This window comes from Curtobacterium sp. DN_7.5 (assembly GCF_022655355.1).
Lineage (GTDB): Bacteria > Actinomycetota > Actinomycetes > Actinomycetales > Microbacteriaceae > Curtobacterium > Curtobacterium luteum.
Window position 1 is genome coordinate 2,428,010 of the sequence record NZ_CP093378.1, and the last position, 17,256, is coordinate 2,445,265.

Annotated in this window: 13 protein-coding genes and 1 other RNA gene; 1 reads left to right on the plus strand and 13 read right to left on the minus strand. The window is 72.0% G+C overall.

Translation table 11 applies throughout. The features are described 5' to 3' along the window. Window positions 1-51: 51 nt before the first annotated feature. The 11 genes from MON03_RS11110 to ffs form a co-directional block, all read right to left on the minus strand. Window positions 52-678 carry a thymidine kinase gene (locus tag MON03_RS11110; RefSeq protein WP_022903110.1) on the minus strand — a complete coding sequence of 209 codons (627 nt, stop codon included), beginning with the start codon at window positions 676-678 and terminating at the stop codon, window positions 52-54. Continuing rightward, window positions 678-1,379, minus strand: coding sequence for a response regulator transcription factor (locus MON03_RS11115; protein ID WP_022903111.1), 702 nt, complete (start codon window positions 1,377-1,379; stop codon window positions 678-680). Before MON03_RS11115 ends, MON03_RS11110 begins: the two co-directional genes overlap by 1 nt. Continuing rightward, window positions 1,366-2,502, minus strand: a complete 1,137-nt coding sequence (locus MON03_RS11120; protein ID WP_242088416.1) for a hypothetical protein — start codon at window positions 2,500-2,502, stop codon at window positions 1,366-1,368. The genes MON03_RS11115 and MON03_RS11120 overlap by 14 nt, the downstream gene beginning before the upstream one ends. Beyond that, the gene (locus MON03_RS11125) at window positions 2,499-3,860 is read right to left on the minus strand and encodes a sensor histidine kinase (RefSeq protein WP_242088417.1); all 1,362 of its coding nucleotides are present in this window, start codon (window positions 3,858-3,860) and stop codon (window positions 2,499-2,501) included. Before MON03_RS11125 ends, MON03_RS11120 begins: the two co-directional genes overlap by 4 nt. Window positions 3,861-3,987: 127 nt before the next feature. Next, window positions 3,988-5,070: an Rv2578c family radical SAM protein gene (locus tag MON03_RS11130; protein ID WP_242088419.1), complete on the minus strand. Its 1,083-nt coding sequence runs from the start codon at window positions 5,068-5,070 to the stop codon at window positions 3,988-3,990. Window positions 5,071-5,118: 48 nt separating this feature from the next. Then, window positions 5,119-6,606 (minus strand): malate:quinone oxidoreductase, encoded by a 1,488-nt coding sequence (locus tag MON03_RS11135; RefSeq protein WP_277927218.1) that lies wholly within the window; start codon window positions 6,604-6,606, stop codon window positions 5,119-5,121. Between the two features lie 118 nt (window positions 6,607-6,724). Beyond that, window positions 6,725-7,777 (minus strand): aspartate-semialdehyde dehydrogenase, encoded by a 1,053-nt coding sequence (locus tag MON03_RS11140; RefSeq protein WP_242088421.1) that lies wholly within the window; start codon window positions 7,775-7,777, stop codon window positions 6,725-6,727. Between the two features lie 29 nt (window positions 7,778-7,806). Then, window positions 7,807-9,072: an aspartate kinase gene (locus MON03_RS11145; RefSeq protein ID WP_022904081.1), complete on the minus strand. Its 1,266-nt coding sequence runs from the start codon at window positions 9,070-9,072 to the stop codon at window positions 7,807-7,809. Window positions 9,073-9,342: 270 nt separating this feature from the next. Beyond that, entirely contained in the window at window positions 9,343-9,942 is a 600-nt protein-coding gene (gene recR / locus MON03_RS11150; RefSeq protein WP_022904082.1) for a recombination mediator RecR, read from the minus strand. Next, window positions 9,942-12,776 (minus strand): DNA polymerase III subunit gamma and tau, encoded by a 2,835-nt coding sequence (locus MON03_RS11155; protein ID WP_242088423.1) that lies wholly within the window; start codon window positions 12,774-12,776, stop codon window positions 9,942-9,944. The genes recR and MON03_RS11155 overlap by 1 nt, the downstream gene beginning before the upstream one ends. A 73-nt stretch (window positions 12,777-12,849) precedes the next feature. Then, window positions 12,850-12,946, minus strand: an RNA gene (ffs, locus tag MON03_RS11160) — signal recognition particle sRNA small type. 36 nt (window positions 12,947-12,982) lie between these two features. On the opposite strand from ffs, the gene MON03_RS11165 reads away from it, so the two are divergent. After that, window positions 12,983-13,657, plus strand: coding sequence for an NAD(P)H-binding protein (locus MON03_RS11165; protein WP_022904084.1), 675 nt, complete (start codon window positions 12,983-12,985; stop codon window positions 13,655-13,657). A gap of 111 nt (window positions 13,658-13,768) precedes the next feature. Here the strand turns inward: MON03_RS11165 and MON03_RS11170 are convergent, their stop codons facing one another. Beyond that, window positions 13,769-14,965: an acetate/propionate family kinase gene (locus MON03_RS11170; RefSeq protein ID WP_242088425.1), complete on the minus strand. Its 1,197-nt coding sequence runs from the start codon at window positions 14,963-14,965 to the stop codon at window positions 13,769-13,771. Between the two features lie 81 nt (window positions 14,966-15,046). Further along, window positions 15,047-17,155: a phosphate acetyltransferase gene (pta, locus tag MON03_RS11175; protein ID WP_242088427.1), complete on the minus strand. Its 2,109-nt coding sequence runs from the start codon at window positions 17,153-17,155 to the stop codon at window positions 15,047-15,049. Window positions 17,156-17,256 lie beyond the last annotated feature (101 nt).

Sequence of the window (17,256 nt, forward strand, 5' to 3'; positions counted from 1 at the left end):
CCGTCACGGGCCTCCAGGCCGTCGGGGGTTGCCGTGTGCCGGTGGCGACCGTCAGTCCCCGTCGAGGTGCCCGCCGGACTCCGTGAGGTAGCAGTTCGCGCAGAGCGACTCGTACGTGACGTCCTCGCCGTCGATCGCCACCTGGGAGCCGTCGAAGACGAAGCGATCGTCGATGCGGCGCGCGTTGAAGACCGCCTTGCGACCGCAGCGGCAGATCGTCTTGAGCTCCTCGAGGGAGTGCGCGATCTCGAGCAGCCGGGCGCTGCCCGGGAAGGCCTCGGTCCGGAAGTCGGTGCGGATGCCGTACGCGAGCACCGGGATGCCGTCGAGGACCGCGACGCGCAGGAGGTCGTCGACCTGCTTCGGCGTGAGGAACTGTGCCTCGTCGACGAGCACGCAGCTCACCGGGCGCACCATGCCGTCGAGACCGGCCGACGCCGGATCGGTCGACCCGGCTGCGGTGACGGCCGCGCGGACGTCGTCGGACGGCGCGAAGACCACGTCGACCGACCGGGTGACGCCGAGTCGGGACACGATCTCGTGGTCGCCCTTGGTGTCGACCTCCGGCTTGGCGAGCAGGACCCGCTGCCCGCGCTCCTCGTAGTTGTACGCCGCCTGCAGCAGCCCGGTGCTCTTGCCGCTGTTCATCGCGCCGTAGCGGAAGTAGAGCTTCGCCACTACGCGAGGAACCCGTCCTCCGCCGCACGACGGATGAGGTCGGACTTCTTCGACGCGGGACGACCGACCTTGCTGTACTTCTCACGGACGCGCCGCAGGTAGGTCTTCGCGGTCTCGTACTGCACGTTCATCTGCGCAGCGACCTCGTTCGTCGAGTAGCCGGACACGTAGAGCCGGAGTGCCTCTTCCTCACCGTGGCTGAGCTTCGGCCGCTGGTGCGCACTCGCGCCGGTCGGGAGCGGCCGCCAGTCGCGCTGCGGCGGCGTCTCGCGGGCGACGCCCATGATCTCGCGGGCGACGTCCATGACCTCGCGCATCGGCAGCGACTTCGACAGGAAGGCAGCGGCGCCGGCGGCGAGGGCACGGTCGCGGGACTCGCGGCTGTCGACGCTCGACAGGACGATGACCTTCGCCCCGGCGGCACGGCAGGTCCGGACGCGCGCCTCTATCGACACGGGCTCCTTGAGCTGGAAGTCGAGGAACACGAGGTCGGTCGGGAAGCTGTCGCTGTGGACCATCTCGAGCCAGGTGTGTGCGGTGAGGGCCAGGTCGAAGTCGAACGCGTTCACGGCGATCCAGCTCGAGAGGGAGTCGAGCAGGACCTCGTGGTCGTCGAGGATGGCCAACCGCACCCGGCGGGTCCCCGGGGTCGGGAGGACGGGACCGCCCTCCGAGAGCCGGTTCGGGTCAGTGCTGGTCATACGAGAACCTTAGTGCGAGGGCGGACGGCCGGACGGTGACGTCCAGGTCGGGGAACGTGACACGGAGGACCGCGAGGTACGGGTCGAAGGTGCGGTGGATGCCGATGTCGGAGTCGGCGACCACGACGTCGACGGTGACCTCGATCCGCTCCCCCGCCGTCCCGCGTGCCCGGACGACCAGGCCGGCCGGATCGACGGCCGGAGCGCGCATCACGGCGCGGAGGAAGGTGCGCACGACGGTCCGCTGGTCGACGTCGAGGGTCGCGAGCAGTCCGTCGGGGTCGTCGATCTCGGCTCGTTCGCCGCCCTCGGCGCGGACGGCGTACTCGAACCACGTCCGGTCCGCATCGGCCACCATGCCGCGCCGGAGGGTGTCCGCGATGGCCCTCGCCCGCGCCCGGTCCGCGTCGGTGATCGCGTCGCGGGTGCGGAGCTCGGCGAAGAACGGCGCGACCTCGGTGGCGAGCAGGGTCGAACGGTCCCGCTGCACGTTCGCGGCGATGCCGTCCTGTTCCGCCCGCTCGACCGAGTACGAGCCGGCGCGGATCTGCACCCGCTCGGCGAGCCCGGAGAACGTCCACGCGAAGACCGCCGACGCCCCGGTGAGCACGAGCGTCGGCGCTGCCGCCAGGAAGGCGGCGACGGCCACGGGGACCTGGTGCGGGAAGGTCGCGGCAGCGACGCCCCAGGCGGCCGCGTCGACCGCGACGAGCACCAGCCCGCCGAGGGCGAGGTCGGTCCACGGCCGGTACGGAGCGACCATCACGATGCCGGTCGCGGTGAGCAGGCTCATGAAGTCGTTGAGGGCGTTGCGGTCCGGGCCCCATTGGGCGGCGACGCTCGTCACCGAGGCCGTCGCCAGCAACGCCACGTGCGCCACGAAGGCCCCGCGGGTGAACGGCGCACGGAACGGACTCGACGCGGCGATCACGACGGTCGCCGAGGCCGCGACGAGCAGCACGGTGAGGGCGCTCAGGCCGGGGCTCCCGACCACGTCGCGGTCGAACAGCGACACCAGCAGTGCCCAGACCGTGCCGGCGGCACCGATCACGACGGCGAGCGGCCGCGACCCCATCGCACCGAGCGGGTCGTACTGCTGCGCGGTGCGGCGTGCAGCCGTCACCGGGCACGCTCCGGCTCGTCGTCCTCGATGCCGCGGGGCCGGAACGACGCGTCGCCCCCGGTTGCGGAGCCCCCGGATGCGACGCCGCCCGACGCCAGACCACCCGACACGAGGCCGCCGGACGCGCGTCCGGACGCCACGACGTCGCCGGAGGGTGTCCCGCTCCCGCCGACCCGGCCGACCGGGGTCGGCATCGGCACGGTCATCATCACGCTCGTGCCCGAGCCGGGCGACGACCACACCTGGACGGACCCGCCGACGCGCTCGATGCGCTGCCGCACCGAGCCGCGGAGGCCCATCCGGTCCGCGCCCGTCGCCGACTCGTCGAAGCCCCGCCCGTCGTCCACGACCATCACCGTGCACGAGGCGCCGTCGTCGAACACGCTGACCTCGGCCGCGTCGACGCCCGCGTGCTTCCGGACGTTCGCCAGGCACTGACCGGCGGCCCGCACGACGGCGTCGAGCGTCCGGTCGTCGAGCCGTTCGAGGGACCGGGCCTCGCCGGTCGTCGTGATGTGGAGGCCCTGGGCCCGCTCGGCGTCGAGCATCGCGCCGAAGGCCGAGGAACCCGTGGCGGCCGGGCTGGGCGGCTCCGATCCCGACGCTCCGAGCCACTTGCGCTCCGTGAGCAGCGCGAGGTCCTCGTCGACCGTGCGCGCGAGGTGCTCGTCCATCGGGCCGTCCGGCGCGATGGCGATGGCACCGAGGTGGTTGAGGACGGTGTCGTGCAGGATCGCTGCCGCCTCGGCCTCGACACCGGCGCGGTACGCGGAGACGTGTTCCTCGCGCGCCGACCGGAGGAGTTCCGGCTGGACCCGCGCGGACCGGGTGGTGGCGCGGCTGGTCACGAGCACGAGGGACACCACGAACGCCAGCGTCACCCACGCCAGGACGAGGGGGTGCGGGGTCCCGTCCGTCTGGACGAGTGCGAGCAAGGCGGCACCACGGCCGACCACGAAGCCGCCGATCGACCAGACCACCACGCGCCCCGGCACCGCACCGGCACCGCCGACGAGGACGAGCGGGATCACCGCGAGGGACAGCACGAAGGACGCCACCCAGGGGACCTCGACCTCGCGCTGCACGACGGTCGCGAACCACCAGACGCACGTCCCGCCCACGACGAGGAACGCCACCGCGGACCGCGATGTGCCGAACTGCACGTGGAGCCCGATCATCGCCAGCATCGGCACCAGCGCCAGCACCGCCCCGACCACCTGCGCACCGGGCTCGGTCGCGCGGAGCAGCAGCAGCGCGACCGCCGCCGCCACGATCGACCCCACGGCGGCGGCGTGGAACGCGCGCACCGTCGACCAGGCATTCACGCGTGGCGCGAGGTGCGTGGGGATGCCGAGCACGGGTGGGACGTCCTTCCGGGTAGGTGTCGCCACCGCCGGTGTACCCCGAATCGGGATGCCGACAGCGACCCGCCCGATGATACCGGCCCGATCCGACATCGGGTGTCCCCCGAACGCGGACCGGACGTCAGAACAGCGTCGGCGATGTCCCGGTCACGGTACGCCGCTCGGAGAAGTCCGGTGCAGCACGCTTCAACGGCATCACGCGCGTGCGGTCGACGCTGTGCCCCATCGAGCCGGTCGTGGGGTCGACCACCCCGAGACCGACCCCGTGCGCCCGCAGGATCGGCCTGATCCGCTCCCCCAGCCACCGCCGGTAGTCGCGCGGTGCGTAGGTGTTGTCGAGGTACATCGCGCGGTACCGCTCGACGAGGTCCGGCCGGCTCCGCTGCAACCACGCGAACCACCACGGCTTCACGCCGGGCCGGAGGTGCAGTGCCGAGTACATGATGCTCGTCGCGCCGGCGGCCACGGCCCGACCGACGGCGTCGTCGAGGTGCGCCTTCGTGTCGGTGATGTACGGCAGGACGGGCATGAGGAACACTGCGCAGTCGAGCCCCGCGTCGCGGATCGCCCGGACGGTGGCGAGTCGGGCGGCGGTCGTGGGCGTGCCCGACTCGACGGACTGCTGGAGGTCGTCGTCGTACACGGCGATCGACATGGCGAGGTCGACCGGCACGCGTTCCGCGGCGGCCACCAGCAGCGGGAGGTCGCGCCGCAGCAGCGTGCCCTTCGTCAGGATGCTGAACGGCGTGCCCGAGTCCGCCAATGCCTCGATCACCCCGGGCATGAGCCGGTACCGGCCCTCAGCCCGCTGGTACGGGTCGGTGTTCGTCCCGAGTGCCACCGGGTGCCCCTGCCAGGTCCGCTTCGCGAGCTCGCGCCGGAGCACGTCCGCGACGTTCGTCTTCACCACGATCTGCTGATCGAAGTCGGCGCCGCCGTCGAACTCGAGGTAGGTGTGGGTCGGCCGGGCGAAGCAGTAGACGCAGGCGTGACTGCAGCCGCGGTACGGGTTGATGGTCCAGCCGTACGTGCCGTCCCCGTCCGCACTCGGCACCCGGTTCAGGGCGCTCTTCGCCAGGACCTCGTGGAACGTGACGCCCGCGAACTCCGGCGTCGTGACGCTCCGGACGAAGCCGCTGTTCGACTCCATGCCCGGGAGCGCGTCGTCCGCCGACGCGTCGATCGCCTGCCCACTCCACCGCATGCGGCCATTCGAACACATGTTCGAATGCACCGCAAGCGAGCAACGGTCTCAGTGGTGCAGACCGAGGACCTTCGCGGTGCGCTCGAGGGTCTGGTCGGCCAGCGCCGGGTCGTCGCCGAGGTCCTGTCCGTACGTCGGGACCATCTGCCGGACGGTGCCCTGCCAGCCGGCCCAGCGGTCGGGGAAGCAGCGTTCGAGCAGCTTGAGCATGATCGGCACCGCCGTCGACGCTCCCGGGCTCGCGCCGAGGAGTCCCGCGATCGACCCGTCCGCGGCCGTGATGACCTCGGTGCCGAACTGCAGGATGCCGCCCTTGTCGGCGTCGGGCTTGATGACCTGCACGCGCTGACCCGCCGTGATCCGGTGCCAGTCCCCCGGCTCCGCGGCGGGCATGAAGTCGCGCAGCGCGTCGAACTTCGTCTGCTTCGACGCGAGCAGCTGCCCGACGAGGTAGCGGACGAGGTCGAAGTTCGAGAACGCGACGCTCAGCATCGGCCGGAGGTTGTGCGGCCGGATGCTCTTGAACAGGTCGAGCACGGAGCCCTGCTTCAGGAACTTCGGGCTGAACCCGGCGTACGGCCCGAACATCAGGGAGGCCTTGCCGTCCACGATCCGGGTGTCGAGGTGCGGGACCGACATCGGCGGCGCACCGACGCTCGCCTTCCCGTAGACCTTCGCCGCGTGCTTCTGCACGACCTCGGGATCGTCGGTGCGGAGGAACTCACCCGACACGGGGAAGCCGCCGTACCCGCGGATCTCCGGGATCCCCGACTTCTGCAGCAGGTGCAGTGCTCCGCCGCCGGCGCCCACGAACACGAACTTCGCCGCGATCCGCTGCTTCGACCGCCCGATCTCGTTCCGGACGTCGAGCACCCACCCCTCGCTGATCTTCGACCGGGTGACGTTCGTGACCTGGTGCGAGGACTCGAACTCGACGCCGTCGATCTCGAGCTGATCGAAGAGCTGGCGCGTCAACGAGCCGAAGTCCACGTCGGAGCCCGCGGCGGAGTAGGTCGCGGCGATCGGCTGGTCCTTCTTGCGGCCGGGGATCAGCGCGGGCGCCCACTGCCGGATCCGAGCCGGGTCGTCGGAGTACTCGATGCCGGCGAACAGGGGGTGCTCCTTGAGGGCCTCGTACCGCTTGCGCATGTACTCGACGTTCTCGGCTCCCCACACGAAGGAGATGTGCGGGGTCGGGTTGATGAAGTTCGACGGCTCCGGGAGCGCACCGGACTCGACCAGGAACGACCAGAACTGCCGCGACACCTGGAACTGCTCGTTGACCCCGACGGCCTTCGCGATGTCGACGCGCCCGTCGGCGAGCTCCGGCGTGTAGTTCAGCTCGCAGAGCGCGGAATGCCCGGTCCCCGCGTTGTTCCACGGGTTCGAGGACTCCTGCGCGACACTGCCCAGGCGCTCGTACACGCGGATCCGCCAGTCCGGCTCCAGCCGGTGGATGATGGCGCCGAGCGTGGCGCTCATGATGCCACCCCCGACCAGGACGACGTCGATCGGATCCACCTGCTTCACTGCCACCCGTCGATCCTACTGCGGTGTGGTGTGAACCAGGTGCCCGCCGGCCGGACGGGAGGCCCGTGGCGGCGCCGCCACGGGCCTCCCGTCCGTCCGGTGGTCGGGACCGGGCCGGGTTCCGCTACGCGGCGACGGCGCGACGTGCGACGATCGCCTCCGCGATCTGCACCGCGTTCAGGGCGGCGCCCTTGCGGAGGTTGTCGTTGCTCACGAACAGCGCCAGGCCGTGCCCCTCGGGCGCGGACTGGTCGGCGCGGATCCGACCGACGAACGACGGATCCTGACCGGCGGCCTGCAGCGGCGTGGGGACGTCCGAGAGCTCGACACCGGGAGCACTCGCGAGGATCTCGGTCGCGCGCTCCGGCGTCAGCGGACGTTCGAACTCGGCGTTCACCGAGATGGAGTGGCCGGTGAAGACGGGGACCCGGACACACGTGCCGGCGACCAGGAGGTCGGGCAGCTCGAGGATCTTGCGGCTCTCGTTGCGGAGCTTCTTCTCCTCGTCGGTCTCGCCGAGGCCGTCCTCGACGATGCTGCCGGCAAGCGGGACGACGTCGAACGCGATCGGGCGCACGTACTTGACGGGCTCCGGGAACGTGACCGCGGCGCCGTCGTGCGTGAGGGCAGCGGTGTCCTGCTCGAGCGCGGCCCGGGCCTGGCCGAGGAGTTCCTCGACCCCGGCGAGTCCGGAACCGCTCACGGCCTGGTACGTCGTGGCCACCAGGCGACGCAGCCCGGCCTCGGCGTCGAGCACCTTGAGGACCGGCATGATCGCCATCGTCGTGCAGTTCGGGTTGGCGATGATGCCCTTCGGGGCGTCGTCGATCGCGTGCGGGTTGACCTCGCTCACGACCAGCGGGACCTCCGGGTCCATCCGCCAGGCGCTCGAGTTGTCGACGACGACCGCTCCGGCTGCCGCGAACTTCGGTGCAAGAGCACGCGAGGCGGTCGCGCCCGCCGAGAACAGGGCGATGTCGATACCGGCCGGGTCGGCGGTCTCGGAGTCCTCGACGAGGATCTCCTCGCCGCGGAACTGCAGGGTCGTCCCGGCGGACCGGGCGCTCGCGAAGAACCGGACGCGGTCAGCCGGGAACGCGCGCTCCTCGAGCAGCCGGCGCATGACCGCTCCGACCTGCCCGGTGGCGCCGACGACGGCGACGGTGGGGTTGCTCATGTGGTGCTCCTGGTCGATCTGCTGCGGACTCAGCGGCCGGTGCCGGCGTAGACGACAGCGTCGGTCTCGCCGTCGAGGCCGAACGCCTCGTGCACGACGCGGACGGCGTCGTTGAGGGTGTCGGCGCGGGTGACGACCGAGATCCGGATCTCCGACGTCGAGATCATCTCGATGTTGATCGACGCTTCGTGCAGGGCGCGGAACAGCTGCGCCGAGACGCCGGCGTTCGTGCGCATGCCGGCGCCGACCAGCGCGAGCTTGCCGATCTGGTCGTCGTACTGGATGCTCTCGTACCCGATGTCGGCCTTGGCGACCTCGAGCGCGGTGAGCACGCCCTGCCCCTGGTCCTTCGGCAGGGTGAACGAGATGTCGGTGCGGCCGGTGACGGCCTCGGACACGTTCTGCACGATCATGTCGATGTTCGCGCCGGCCCGGGCCACGATCGTGAAGATCTCGGCGGCCTTGCCCGGGGTGTCGGGCACGCCGACGACGGTGATCTTGCCCTCGGAGAGGTCTCCGGCGATGCCGGTGATGATCGGTTCTTCCACGGTTTCCCCCTCTGCAGGGTTGTAGACGATGGTGCCCTCGGCGTTGGAGAACGACGAGCGGACGTGGAGCGTGACGCCGTGCCGACGGGCGTACTCGACGGCACGGATGTAGAGGACCTTCGCGCCGGACGCCGCCAGCTCGAGCATCTCCTCGCTGGTGATGCGGTCGACCTTGCGGGCACGGGGCACGACGCGGGGGTCGGCGGTGAAGATGCCGTCCACGTCGGTGTAGATCTCGCAGACGTCGGCGTCGAGCGCGGCTGCGAGCGCGACGGCCGTCGTGTCCGATCCACCGCGGCCGAGCGTCGTGATCTCGCCGGTGGTGCGGTTGAAGCCCTGGAACCCGGCGACGATCGCCACGTGTCCGGCGTCGAGCGCCTCACGCACGCGCTTCGGGGTGACGTCGACGATCCGGGCCTTGCCGTGCTGCGCGTCCGTGAGCATGCCGGCCTGGCTGCCGGTGTACGACGAGGCTTCGACGCCGAGGCTCTTGATCGCCATCGCGAGCAGCGCCATCGAGATGCGCTCCCCCGCGGTGAGGAGCATGTCGAGCTCACGCCCGGCGGGGATCGGGGTCACCGAGTGCGCGAGGTCGACGAGCTCGTCGGTGGTGTCGCCCATCGCCGAGACGGCCACGACGACGTCGTTGCCGGCCTTCTTCGTCTGGACGATCCGCTTCGCCACGCGCTTGATGCTCTCGGCGTCCGCGACGGACGATCCACCGAACTTCTGGACGATCAAGGCCACGGGTTGGTACTCCTGGGGACGGGGCGGTCGCGCTGACCGCGCGGTTCCGACAATCGTAGAGGGTGTTTCCGGGATGTTGCGTCCGAGCGGGGGCCGACGCAATGATCCTGCGTGGCCGCCGGGGCGCGACCGGGCTGTGGGGCCAGCGCGGCCGGCTCGGTGCGACAGCGGGCAGGTTCCGGCAGGCCGGCTCGGTGCGCCAGCGGGCAGGTTCCGGCAGGCCGGCACGGTGCGTCAGCGTGCCCGGTCCGGCGCAGCCGCCGGACCCGGTCAGCCGCCGACCAGCCGACGCCCTTCGAAGGCACGCCCCAGGGTGACCTCGTCCGCGTACTCCAGGTCACCCCCGACCGGCAGGCCCGACGCGAGCCGTGTCGTCCGGATGCCCATCGGGACGAGCAGCCGACTGAGGTACGTCGCGGTCGCTTCGCCCTCGAGGTTCGGGTCGGTGGCGATGATGACCTCGTCCACGGTGCCGTCGGCGAGCCGGGTCATGAGCTGCTGGATGCGGAGGTCGTCCGGCCCGACGCCGTCGATCGGACTGATCGCGCCGCCGAGGACGTGGTACAGGCCGCGGAACTCCCGGGTCCGCTCGATCGCGGCGACGTCCTTGGCCTCTTCCACCACGCAGATCACGGTCGGCGAGCGACGCGGGTCGCGGCAGATGCTGCAGCGCTCCGACTCGGTGACGTTGCCGCACACCTCGCAGAACCGGACCTTCTCCTTGACGTCCGCGAGGAGCTCGGAGAGTCGGGTCGGATCGAATGACTCGGTCTGGAGGATGTGGAAGGCGATCCGCTGCGCCGACTTGGGGCCGATGCCCGGGAGTCGCCCGAACTCGTCGATGAGGTCCTGCACGATGCCGTCGTACATCAGGCACCGTCCTCGTGGAGCGCTGTCTCCTCGATGAACTGCGCGCCGAGGATCTCACGGACGACGGCCTCACCGTAGCGTCCCGCGACGGCGGTGCGCCGGACCTGCGGTGCGGGTGCCGTCCGGGGCGCGGCTGCGGTCCGTGGCGCGGCTCCGGTCCGTGGCGCGGCTCCGGTCCGTGGCGCAGGAGGTGCGGCGTTGCCGGTCGCCGGGGCGTTGCCGTTCGGGTCGGTGTCGGCGCTCGGAGCCGCACCGGACTTCCCGTACCCGGGGTCGGGGAACGGCGCGCCGTCGTCGTACGGTTCGTCGTCGAGCGGGTAGTCGTCAACCGGGACGTCGGCCGACGGTCCCGGCGCCGGCGCGACGGCCGGTGCCGTTGCCGGTGCGGCGGCGGGAGTCGGTGCGGCGGCGGGAGGCGGCGTCGTCGTGCCGGCCGCGGGCGCCTCAGGAGCGGAGGTCGTCGCCGGTGCCGCGGTCGGCGACGGGGCCGAGAACGACGACGCGGGACGGAGCTGCGCGGCGAGGGCGGCGTCGATCGCGGGGTCGGCCGGACGCTGGGGCTCGGCGGGGGCCACGGTGGCGCCGGGTTCGGTCTGGCCGAAGGGGGCGGCCCACGTGGGCTCGACGGACTCGGGCACCGCCCCGGCCGTGGGGTCGCCGGTCGGGATGGTGGCCACGGCCCATTCCGTGACGGGGGCTCCTGAATCCGGCGCCGGCGTGCTCGCTGCTTGCTGACCGGACGGCCGGGCGGGCGCTGACGAGCGGTCCGGCTGTCCGGACGTCTGGGGTGCCGGAGCCTGCTGCTGGGTGCGCGGCTGCTGCTGCGAGGGCGACTGCCGCGCGTCCGGCTGCTGGGTGCCCTGCGGCTGCGCGCCCTCCGGCTGCGTGCTCTGCGGCTGCGCGCCCTGCGGCTGCGTGCCCTGTGGCTGGGTCGCCCGTTGCTGCGCCGGTCCCTGCCGCGTGCTCGCCACCGGCGTCCCGGCCGCGGCCGGCCCACGCGCCACGAACTTCACGCGGATCCCGAGGACGTCGAGGATCGCCGCGCGGAGCAGTTCGCTCACGCTGGCCGACGGGTCGGACATCTCCTTGAACGACGCGACGTCCTGCTGGCTCGGGAACGTGAGCGTGAGCACGTCGTCGCGCAACGCGGTCACCTGTGCCGTCACCACGACCGACCACGCCGAACGCTTCGCACGCTGGACGTGCTCGACCACCTGCGGCCAGGCATCACGCATCTGCTGGAAGCCGACGACACCGACGGGCTGCACGGCCGGCTCGTCGCCGACGGCGGTGCCCTGCCCGGTGGACGAGGAACTCACCGGAGCCGTCGGACGCTCGCCCGACTGCGGAGCCGACGGCGTCTGCTCGGGCTCGGGTGCCGGTGCACTCGGCACGGCGGCGGCCCAGGACGCGGTGGCGTCACGGACCGTGGAGGCGGGGTCGACCGCGGGCTCGGACGCGCGCGCGGGAGTCGCAGCGGCCCGGGTCGGCGCGTCAGCGGTGGCACCCGTCGTGGCCGGGGCAGCAGCCGTTGCCGCCGATGCGGTCCGCTCGGTCGCTGCGGCCGGAGTCGCCTGGCTCGCCGGACCCGTCGCGGGAGCGGCCGCCCGGGGCGTCCCGGTGGAGGCCGGAGCGGCTCGGACGGGCTCCGCCTGGTGCCCACCGGCGTCGCCGACCCCGACGCGACGCTCGAGTCGCTCGACGCGGGCGAGTGCTCCGCGCTGGCTGTCGTCGGCTTCGGGCACGAGGATGCGCGCGGTCATGAGCTCGAGGTGCAGCCGAGGCGAGGTCGCGCCGGTCATCTCGGTCAGCGCCCGGTTCGCGATGTCGGCCGCACGCGAGAGGCCCGTGGCACCGAACACGCCGGCCTGCCGACTCATGGTGTCGAGCTCCTCCGGCGACACTCCGCGGAGCACGGCCGCGGCGCTCTCGTTCGTGGCCGCGACGACGATGAGGTCGCGGAGGCGCTCGAGCAGGTCCTCCACGAAGCGCCGCGGATCCTGCCCGGTCTGCACCACGCGGTCGACCGCGGCGAACGCCGATGCCGGGTCGGCCACGGCGAGCGCGTCGACGACGTCGTCGAGCAGTGCGGCGTCGGTGTACCCGAGCAGCGCGACGGCCCGCTCGTAGGCGATCGCGCCGTCCTCGCTCCCGGCGATGAGCTGGTCGAGCAGGGAGAGGGTGTCGCGGACGGAACCTCCGCCGGCCCGGACGACGAGCGGCAGCACGCCCGGCGCGACCGCGACGGACTCCTGCTGGCACAGCTGCTCGACGTACTCGAGCATCGCCGCCGGCGGCACGAGCCGGAACGGGTAGTGGTGGGTGCGCGACCGGATGGTGCCGATGACCTTCTCGGGCTCGGTCGTCGCGAAGATGAACTTGACGTGCTCGGGCGGCTCCTCGACGAGCTTGAGCAGGGCGTTGAACCCCTGCGGCGTGACCATGTGGGCCTCGTCGAGGATGAAGATCTTGTAGCGGTCACGAGCGGGCGCGAAGACGGCGCGGTCGCGGAGGTCACGGGCGTCGTCGACGCCGTTGTGGCTCGCCGCGTCGATCTCGATCACGTCGAGCGAGCCGCTGCCGCCGCGCGCGAGCTCGACGCAGCTCGGGCACACGCCGCAGGGCGTGTCCGTGGGTCCCTCGGCGCAGTTCAGGCAGCGCGCGAGGATGCGCGCCGACGTCGTCTTGCCACAGCCGCGCGGGCCGCTGAACAGGTAGGCGTGGTTGACCCGGTTCGTCCGCAGCGCGGTGCGCAGCGGATCGGTGACCTGGGACTGCCCGATCAGCTCGGCGAAGTTCTCGGGCCGGTAACGGCGATACAGGGCGGTGACCACGCCCCCAAGGGTAGTCGGCACCGCCGACACCACCAGCCGTGTCCACAGGTCCGGTCGCAGGTCGCCCCGGACACGAGAAGACTCCTCACGCACCCGCCAGAGCCCGGTTACCCTTGCTGCGTTTCCGCCCTGGGGGAGTTGGCCTGGATGGCGTCACGTGAGGAGCCTCCGGAAGTCTACCGGAAGCGACGGGCAGTATCGGACACATGAAGATCGCCATCGCCGGAGGCCACGGGCAGATCGCCCTCCTCCTCGCCCGTCAGCTCACCGATGCCGGACACGACGCCGTCTCGATCGTCCGGAACCCCGCACACGTGCCGGACGTCGAGCAGCAGGGCGCGACCGCACTCGTGGCAGACCTCGAGCAGCTCGACGACGACGAGCTCGCCCTGCGCCTCCGCGGCATCGACGCGGTCGTCTTCGCCGCAGGCGCCGGTCCGAACAGCGGCGCGGAGCGGAAGCTCACGGTCGACCGCGATGCCGCACTGCTGCTCGCCGACGCCGCGGAGCGCCTGGGCGTCCAGCGGTACGTGATGATCTCCGCGATGGCGGCGGACTCCTACGACGCGGAGCGCGCCGTCGTGCCCGCGCACAGCGACGCCGACGTGTTCCAGGTCTACCTGCGCGCGAAGGCGGAGGCGGACGCGAACATCCGCGCCCGGAACCTCCGGTGGACGATCATCCGGCCCGGCGGTCTCCTCGACACCCCGCCGCAGGGCACCGTCGACGTCGGTCGCACCGTCCCGCGCGGCACGATCCCCCGCGCGGACGTCGCGGCCCTGGTGCTGCACGCGCTCGTCGACGACCTCGCGGTCGGCGTGCAGTTCGAGGTCACGAGCGGCAACACGCCGATCCCGGCCGCGCTGGCCGCGCTCGGCTGACCCGGCGCGAGGCACCCGGCGCGAGGCGCCCGGCACGAGGCGCCCGGCACGAGGCGTAGACGCAACCGAGCGCGCCGCGCCGCGCCGCGACGCGCCCGCCGCGCCCCGTCGCTACAGCGCGACCGCAGCCGACTGCCGGGCGATCTCGAGCTCCTCGTTCGTCGGGATGACGAGCACCGCGACACGTGAGCCGTCCGTGGAGATGCGCCGGGCCTCCCGGGATGCCAGCTCGTTGCGGTCCGGGTCGACCTCGATCCCGAGGTGCTCGAGTCCGGCGAGCACGCGCCGCCGCAGCAGCGCGTTGTTCTCCCCCACGCCCGCGGTGAAGACGATCGCGTCGAGGCCGCCGAGCTGTGCCGTGTAGGCGCCGACGTAGCGGCGGATCCGGTGCCGGTACACGGCGAGCGCCGCCTCGGCGACCTCGTCGCCCTTCGACGCGGCGTCCTGCACGTCGCGCATGTCGCCGTTGCCGGTGAGCCCGAGCAGTCCGGAGCGCTTGTTGAGGATGTCGTCGAGTTCGTCGAAGTCGAGCCCGGCCTCGCGGTGGAGGTGCACCAGGACGGCCGGGTCGAGGTCCCCGGAGCGGGTCCCCATGACGAGTCCTTCGAGCGGCGTGAGGCCCATCGACGTCTCGATCGACTTTCCGCCGTCGATGGCCGCGGCCGAGGCGCCGTTGCCGAGGTGCAGCACGATCGTCTTCAGCTCGGACAGCGGGCGTCCGAGGAAGGCCGCGGCCTGCTCGGACACGTACTTGTGGCTCGTGCCGTGCATGCCGTAGCGGCGGATCCCGTAGCGCTCGGCGAGGTCGGACGGGATCGCGTAGGTGTAGGCGTGCGGGGGCATCGTCTGGTGGAACGCAGTGTCGAACACGGCCACGTGCGGCACGTCCGAGAAGACCTGCTTCGCGGCGCGGATGCCCTCGAGGTTCGCCGGGTTGTGCAGCGGCGCGAGCGAGGACAGGTCCTCGATCTGCTGCTCGACGTCGGCGGTGACGACGGTCGCGGCGTCGAAGGTGGTGCCGCCGTGCACGACGCGGTGGCCGACGACCGCCGGCGGGTGCTCGTCGAACGCGGGGCCGACCTTGCCGAACGCGTCGAGCATCGCCTGGAACCCGGCGGCGTGGTCGGGCACGGACGCCGCGTCGTTCGACGAGGACTCCCCCGTGATCGCGTTCGTGTGCTTCCACGCTCCCGCGGACTCGCCGATGCGTTCGACGAGTCCCGAGGCGAGCGTGCGCTCGTCGTCGAGCTCGATGAGCTGGTACTTGAACGAACTCGATCCGGAGTTCACGACGAGGGCTGCGGTCACGGGATGGGTCCCTTTCGGTCGGACTGGAGGCAAGGGGGCGCGGTGGTCGTGTCGGCGCACGCCGACGGTGTGGTCGCCTGCTCAGGCGGACTCCGCCGCGGTGCCGGCCTGGATGGCCGTGATCGCGACGGTGTTGACGATGTCGCTGACGAGCGCGCCACGGGACAGGTCGTTGATCGGCTTGCGGAGGCCCTGGAGCACCGGCCCGATCGCCACGGCACCGGCCGAGCGCTGCACGGCCTTGTACGTGTTGTTGCCGGTGTTGAGGTCGGGGAAGATGAACACGGTCGCCTTGCCCGCCACCGGGGAGTCGGGCATCTTCGTGCTCGCGACGGTCGGGTCGGCGGCGGCGTCGTACTGGATCGGCCCCTCGACGAGCAGGTCCGGTCGGCGCTCCCGCACGAACGCGGTGCCGGCGCGGACCTTGTCGACGTCGGCCCCGGAGCCGCTGTCGCCCGTCGAGTAGCTGAGCATCGCGACGCGCGGCTCGATGCCGAACTGGGTCGCGGTCTCCGCGGAGGAGATCGCGATGTCGGCCAGCTGCTCGCTCGTCGGGTCGGGGATGACCGCGCAGTCGCCGTAGACGAGGACGCGGTCGGCGAGTGCCATGAGGAAGACGCTCGAGACGATCGAGGTCTCCGGCCGCGTCTTGATGATCTCGAAGGACGGACGGATCGTGTGCGCCGTCGTGTGCTTGGCACCGGAGACCATGCCGTCGGCGAGTCCGAGCTGCACCATGAGCGTGCCGAAGTACGAGACGTCGGTCACGGTGTCGCGGGCGAGCTCGACGGACATGCCCTTGTGCGCCCGGAGCCGGGCGTACTCCTCGGCGAAGCGCTCGCGGAGCTCCGGGTCGAACGGGCTGAGCAGCTGCGCCTGTTCGAGGTCGAGGCCGAGCTCCGTCGCCCGGGCGCGGATGGTGGCCGGCTCGCCGAGGATCGTGATCCGGCAGACCTGCCGCGCCAGCAGCGTCGAGGCCGCACGGAGGATGCGGTCGTCGTCGCCCTCGGGCAGGACGATGTGCGTGCCGTACCCGCGCGCCCGGTCGAGCAGCCCGTGCTCGAACATGAGCGGGGTGACGACCCCGGACGGCGTGACCTGGAGCCGGTCGCGGAGCTCGTCGGCGTCGACGTGCTGCTCGAACAGGGCCAGCGCGAGGTCGGCCTTGCGCGGCGAGTCGGCAGCGAGCCGCCCGCGCGTCTGGGTGATGCGGAGCGCGGTGTCGTAGGTGCCGAGGGTGTTCTGCGCGATCGGCAGCGAGCTCGAGAGCCCCTCGAGCAGCCGGGTGATCTGCGGTGCCGTCTCGAACCCACCGTTGAGGATGACGCCCGCGAGGCTCGGGAAGGTCTCCGACTGGTTCGCGAGCAGCATCGCGATGAGGACGTCGCTGCGGTCGCCCGGGACCACGACGATGCCGCCCTCGATGAGTCGGGGCAGGACGTTCTCCATGCTCATGCCCGCGACGACGGTGCCGAGCGCCTCGCGGTCCAGCAGGGCCTCGTCGCCGCGGATCAGCGTCGCGTCGGTGGCCTCGAGCAGCGCCCGGACCGTCGGGGCGACGAGCACCGGGTCCTCCGGGATCGCCCACACCGGGACCCCCGCGTGGTCGTCGTGCACGGCGGCCCCGACGCTCGCCACGATGTCGTCCAACCGGTCGGGGTCGGCGCGGTTGACCACGACGGCGAGGAGCTGCGCGTGTGCCGCGCGGAGCTCGCTCGTCGTGACGTCGGCGACCTGCGCCATCATCTCCGGCGTCCGTGCCCCGCGGTCGGCAGCGTCGCGGCCGCCGAGCACGAGCAGGACCGGAGCACCGAGGTTGGTGGCGACCTTCACGTTGAACGAGAGCTCCGTGGGGCTGCCGACGTCGGTGTAGTCGGACCCGAGCACCACGACCGCATCGCACTGCTGCTCGACCTGGGCGAAGCGCCGGAGGATCGTCGCGAGTGCCGCTTCCGGGTCGGCGTGCACGTCGTCGTAGGTCACGCCGACGGCGTCGTCGTACGAGATCCCCACGGCGGTGTGCTGCAGGAGGAGTTCGAGCACCCAGTCGGGTTCGTCGACCGATCGCGCCACCGGTCGGAACACGCCGACCCGGCCGACCGTGCGGGCGAGCGTCTCGAGGACTCCGAGGGCGACGGTGCTCTTGCCCGTGTGGCCCTCCGCGGACGTGATGTAGATGCGGGTCGACACGGCACCAGGGTATCCGCCGGTCATGTCGGTCCAGCCGAGAGCGTCACCACCTGTGGACGCCGGTGGTCATCCACACCCTCGCGGACCTGTACCATGGGGTG